The sequence below is a fragment of the Deltaproteobacteria bacterium genome (assembly GCA_016874775.1).
Lineage (GTDB): Bacteria > Desulfobacterota > Binatia > Bin18 > Bin18 > VGTJ01.
Map to the genome: position 1 here is coordinate 1 of VGTJ01000292.1, position 4,563 is coordinate 4,563.

The following is a 4,563-nucleotide window of genomic DNA, read 5'->3' on the forward strand; positions in this document are numbered from 1 at the left end:
ATTTGTCCCAATTCCGGAGCCAAACGAGATACCGTGACATTTGAGGCGCACAAATACGCCAAGCCCCCGTGGGGGTGGTGCGAAACTAGTCATCCCTTTCTTCTGTGGTAACTAGCCAGCCGTTGGTAACAGTTCGGAACGCGAAACGCCGTTTTTTGGAACGCGTATTAAACTTTTTTTGGAAAGCGTAGTAAGCGTTAGCTTACGACTCTCGGCAATAATCGCGTGTGGGGTCCGGGTTGATTAAGGAGCGCGAAAATAATAGCAAGCAAAATCGGGTTGAGGTCCGCTAAAAGTTGTCGATCGTCTGACTCGCGGTTGGTTGAGTCGTTGTACATCTTGGAACCATGAAAGAGTCCATTTCGAACTTGAAGGAGGAGGGTCCTTAAACCACGGAGCTCCCATGTTTCGGTTGCAGCATCATCAAGCCAAACAGAGCTCAGTCGTATTAGGGCTAACTTATCCCAATGGTTTCGGCGCTCTGGTCGAAGTATTTCACCTTGGTGGCGCCAAGCCAATCGTTCTCTATGCACTTTTAATTCGGGGCGACGGATAGCTGCGAGGATGATGTCCTTCGCATAATCAAAGCAGAATTGAATCGGTCGATCATCTCCACGCCCTTGTTCCGACTGAGAGCAGTAGGTAGCTTCGTAATCTCGAGCCAAAATAACCAGTGCAATCCATGCGGCAAAGAAGGTGCCGTACTCGTCTTCTTTATCAGCGAATTCTTTGCTGTATTTCCACCAATTGATGGCGTTAGTCGCTCGTGTTTCGTCAAGCTGCATCAGTCATTTTCCCCTTGTGTCATACTTTACAAATGTCCTCTGTTACCGCATTTATAGCAATGGGTTCTACTCATCCGAACGACAACGGCTTTAGCCCAGAATGGGTGTGCGAACTTTGGGAAGGCGATCGCGCTACGTGGAGGCTTCGCTCTTTGCAGACGACGAAACGGCCGAAGTCTTTCTTTCCTGGTGCTCCAGCCAAAATATTGGATTCGTTAAAAGAGGCAATCAATGTGGCATATCCGGGTTCGCTCCAGAAATCCGTAGTCCCAACCGGCATCTCAATAGTTATTGTCAGTCTGGAAGGCTCATCCCTCAAAAAGTTTTTACCGCGTATTCGAAAACTTGGTCGGTTTGACATTCATGAAGCACCAGTGTCTTGGTCTCGCACATACAGCGGGTGGTCTGGAAAGTGGACCACAACACCTTAATAAAACTTAATTCTAGATTTATATTTTGTTGGCGGTAATGAACACGTCAAGTATTCGATGTGGACAACTGTTTGTACCGGCGATCTAGACCCTTAGGTTTGTGTCATCTAAAGGTGACGCATTGCGACATTCATAAGACCGTCCATAACTTCTGAGTGTCTTTCCTGGGCATCTCGTTGTGCCCTATCAGCAAGTTGATCCAAATGGCGATAGTGGCTCGCATCTGCGGTTTTTCTTTCCAGACGGTGCAGAGCGAGCTGTCTTGCCTCGACTGAAATCGAGCGATTTGACACCTCCTGGTCCACAATCGAGCGAAGAACCGGCCCTGGGCTGTTTTTGAGCATGAAATAGAAGATGTGGTCAGTCGGGAACTGCTGGAGCATAGCCCACACGTCAAGAAGCGATTCATCGGACGAGTTTTCAAATTCCTTGCGCCAGAAGAAGACCAGTTGCCTCGCCAGTCTTTCTTCCTCCTGCGCCTTTTCTTTTTCGAGTCTCAACTGCTTTTCATTTTCCTCCTGCTTCTTTGCATTATCACGCGCAGTATTTTCATCCCGAATTCTCTTATCAAACCTGGCAACTTCTTTTCTATAAGTGAGCAAATATCTGATTGTTGTGGGCGTGAGTTTGACTATAGCTACTGGTATGCAGACAAGTAGCCAGAATCCAAATTGCCCTACGAGGGCGAACACGAAGTTCATTGGGATCATCATCAGGAATATCGGAATTCTGATAATCCACCGTCTTTTCCCAGATTTACCTTTATTCCTGATGAGATACTGAATTAGAGAAAAGTAATTTATGACTTTTTCTAATTTCTTTTCACTTTTTGTGTACCAAATTTTGAACTCAATTAGGGTTTGCGACGATGTCCAGTGTTGGTGGCGAAGTGATTTCTGAAGCTCAGCTCGTTGACGTTTTTGCTCATCTTTTTGGAACGCTTGAGAGTTCATGAGAGTGATTTTAGGTGTCAAGTTTGCTATTTAAACTGGTAATCCTCTTTGCGCTCAAGTAGCCCCAATGTGCGGCTATATAGTCTCTGCAGTTCTGGGTGCCACTCCTTGAGGTTTTTTACAGCTCTAGTCACCGAGGCGATCACCAGCTCGACAGCAACACTACTCTCGGCGCTGGCGCAGGTACCGATGAACCAAACGATTCTTGTCAGAACCTACGACTAACTTCCCAATCACTGAAACATCCAAGCACCGACTGTTGTGATTCAGTGATCAAAAAAACGGCAACCTGGCCGTATTTCTTTCCAAGGTAAATTGCTTCCTCGTTTGACAGTCCGATTACTGCCCAACTTTTTTCTGCGTGATCCGAATTTGGGTCACTTCCGAGTGCGTGCATTGAATCAAAACCAAGTTTTGTGATATCGGAGCGAAGTTTTTCGTTTTGGGATTCATTTATTTCCGGTCGTGGGGTTTCGTGCGACTTTTTCTGGGTCACTTCACCTGACCCCGAACAGTTTCAGAACCTTCAATACCGTGTCGGAGCGCCCGAGAGCCAGCTCGGCAAAGTCGGGCTCAAGGTTTGCGACGACCGCTCGAAGTTCGGCAACCTTGGGCCGCTTTGTGGTCTTTACGTAGCTCAGCCACAGGACCCGTGCTTGCCGTTCCCGAGAGACCCTCACAACTTGGGCGGGTCGCCGTACGTGGCCATTGGAAATCTGAATGACCCAATCGCCTGCCCGAGCCTTGGTCGGTTCATCCCAGTAAAGCCAGCCAAGAGAACTCGGCAAGCCCGAAGCCTTGGCGGCTGCCTTGGCGCTGCCTCGACTTCGCTCGGCAATCCGTTCTTCCTTTACCCCGGCTGTGGCCACTTCATAGAAGACCAGTCGAGACAGGCGGGCGGGAAGTTGTCGTGGCGGTGTTGCGACAGTTTTGCGAGGTCCGGACCTCAGCGGGTCAAGCGGTAGCCGTGCCAGGTCGCGGAGGTCATCCGTGGTGAGTGCTCGATCATCAACGGCCTGGGAAGATGCCCAGTCAAGAATCGCCTGAGCATTTGTTCCCTCGATGCGGACCGAAGCCTCAATCAAGTTGTCTCTGGAGTTCTCGGATGCATTTGTTGATCCAACCCAAGCGAAGCCTTTCGCCGCGATGACCTTGGCGTGGAGCCCTGCGAGGGAGAACACGGAAACGCCAATTCGGTCGTATTGCCTGAGAGCCATGGTGCTGGTGAGGCGACGCTTGATGGCGGCCGGCGAAGCATCGCAGACCAGTATGTCTCCCTTTCGAAGCGGCATGACCTCCGGTGCAGCGGCACCGACATACCCCACAACTGCAACTACTGGTGGCCGACCTCTTCTAACCAGGTCCCGGCGGATGTGTGCCCATGGCCCTGGGTTTGGGTGCCCACTCATGGTGCCGACGTTAGTCCGCGCCGAAGGGCGGACGACTCGGTCTCATACGATGACTTCGTGACTTCGACACCTCAGATTCGTTCGGTATCAGAGCTGACACCGTTTGCGGCATCTTGGCTGGACGAGTACTGCTCTTTGAGTAGTCGATATGCGTGGCCATCCTACGACCTAGACCTCAATCCAAAGGACCTCCTGCCAACGGACCTCTTGTCTCCGGGATTCCTCAGTTATCAGATCAAAGGTGAGTACCTGGAGAGAATGCTTGTGCGTCGAGAGGAACCTGGCCCATACGAGAAACTGTTCCGAGCCATGAAGCTTGTTGTTGAGCAGTCGGAGTACGGACGAGACAAATTTGAAGATGTTCCCCCAGGAATGCTTTGGGAGTTGAACGACTCGACGTGGGGGCTTGTGGTTGCAGCCGCTCAACTAGTCCGCTTTCGTGATGAGGGACGGAGTAGCAACCTCACAATCGTGGCAGTTACCAAGATTCTTCATCGGAAGAGACCTCATCTGGTGCCTTTGATTGACCGTCGCGTGCGGAAGTTCTACGGAGCAACGAAGTCATCAAATCAACAGCTGCTCGAACGCCTGCACTCGGACTACCTCACGAATCTGAGTGAACTAGAGAAGTGGGCCCAGGGAAGGCAGCTCGCCAACGGCCATGCGATGACGGCGTTGCGAGCGCTCGACATTGTGATCTGGATGGAAGATGAGAAACTCACGGCCTGAGTGGGTAGTTGGTGTGGCGGACTGCCTAAGCGAATGACTTTGATGTTCGAACCCGACCGGCCGCACTGACTCGCTTCTGGGGACGTAAAGATCTCAATCCGGCTTCGATGAAGCTTAAGTAGCACTCACGCAACGCCACCGCCATTGTTTTAAGCGTGTTGAAAGGTTGCTTCATCTTTTTAACTGAATAGTAAGGAGGGGTGTAGCACGGTTGCCCAAGCGGCGTCAAAAAGCAGGGCATTTATTCGTCGTCGTC

5 protein-coding genes are annotated in these 4,563 nt (G+C 50.8%); 1 reads left to right on the top strand and 4 read right to left on the bottom strand.

All coding sequences use genetic code 11. The annotated features are described in order from the left end of the window. Positions 1 to 197: 197 nt before the first annotated feature. The 4 genes from FJ147_27440 to FJ147_27455 form a co-directional block, all read right to left on the bottom strand. Positions 198 to 785 carry a hypothetical protein gene (locus FJ147_27440; GenBank protein ID MBM4259619.1) on the bottom strand — a complete coding sequence of 196 codons (588 nt, stop codon included), beginning with the start codon at positions 783 to 785 and terminating at the stop codon, positions 198 to 200. A gap of 538 nt (positions 786 to 1,323) precedes the next feature. Next, the gene (locus FJ147_27445; GenBank protein ID MBM4259620.1) at positions 1,324 to 2,190 is read right to left on the bottom strand and encodes a hypothetical protein; all 867 of its coding nucleotides are present in this window, start codon (positions 2,188 to 2,190) and stop codon (positions 1,324 to 1,326) included. A gap of 187 nt (positions 2,191 to 2,377) precedes the next feature. After that, the gene (locus FJ147_27450; GenBank protein MBM4259621.1) at positions 2,378 to 2,665 is read right to left on the bottom strand and encodes a DUF3293 domain-containing protein; all 288 of its coding nucleotides are present in this window, start codon (positions 2,663 to 2,665) and stop codon (positions 2,378 to 2,380) included. Between the two features lies 1 nt (position 2,666). Beyond that, the gene (locus tag FJ147_27455) at positions 2,667 to 3,494 is read right to left on the bottom strand and encodes a hypothetical protein (GenBank protein ID MBM4259622.1); all 828 of its coding nucleotides are present in this window, start codon (positions 3,492 to 3,494) and stop codon (positions 2,667 to 2,669) included. A 219-nt stretch (positions 3,495 to 3,713) separates the two neighbouring features. Between FJ147_27455 and FJ147_27460 the strand changes: the two genes are divergently transcribed. Further along, positions 3,714 to 4,307 (top strand): hypothetical protein, encoded by a 594-nt coding sequence (locus FJ147_27460; protein ID MBM4259623.1) that lies wholly within the window; start codon positions 3,714 to 3,716, stop codon positions 4,305 to 4,307. The last annotated feature ends 256 nt before the right edge of the window (positions 4,308 to 4,563 follow it).

Excerpts from the sequence above, each read along its gene's own strand:
- FJ147_27440 (MBM4259619.1), bottom strand. The coding sequence starts at position 785 with ATGCAGCTTGACGAAACACGAGCGACTAACGCCATCAATTGGTGGAAA.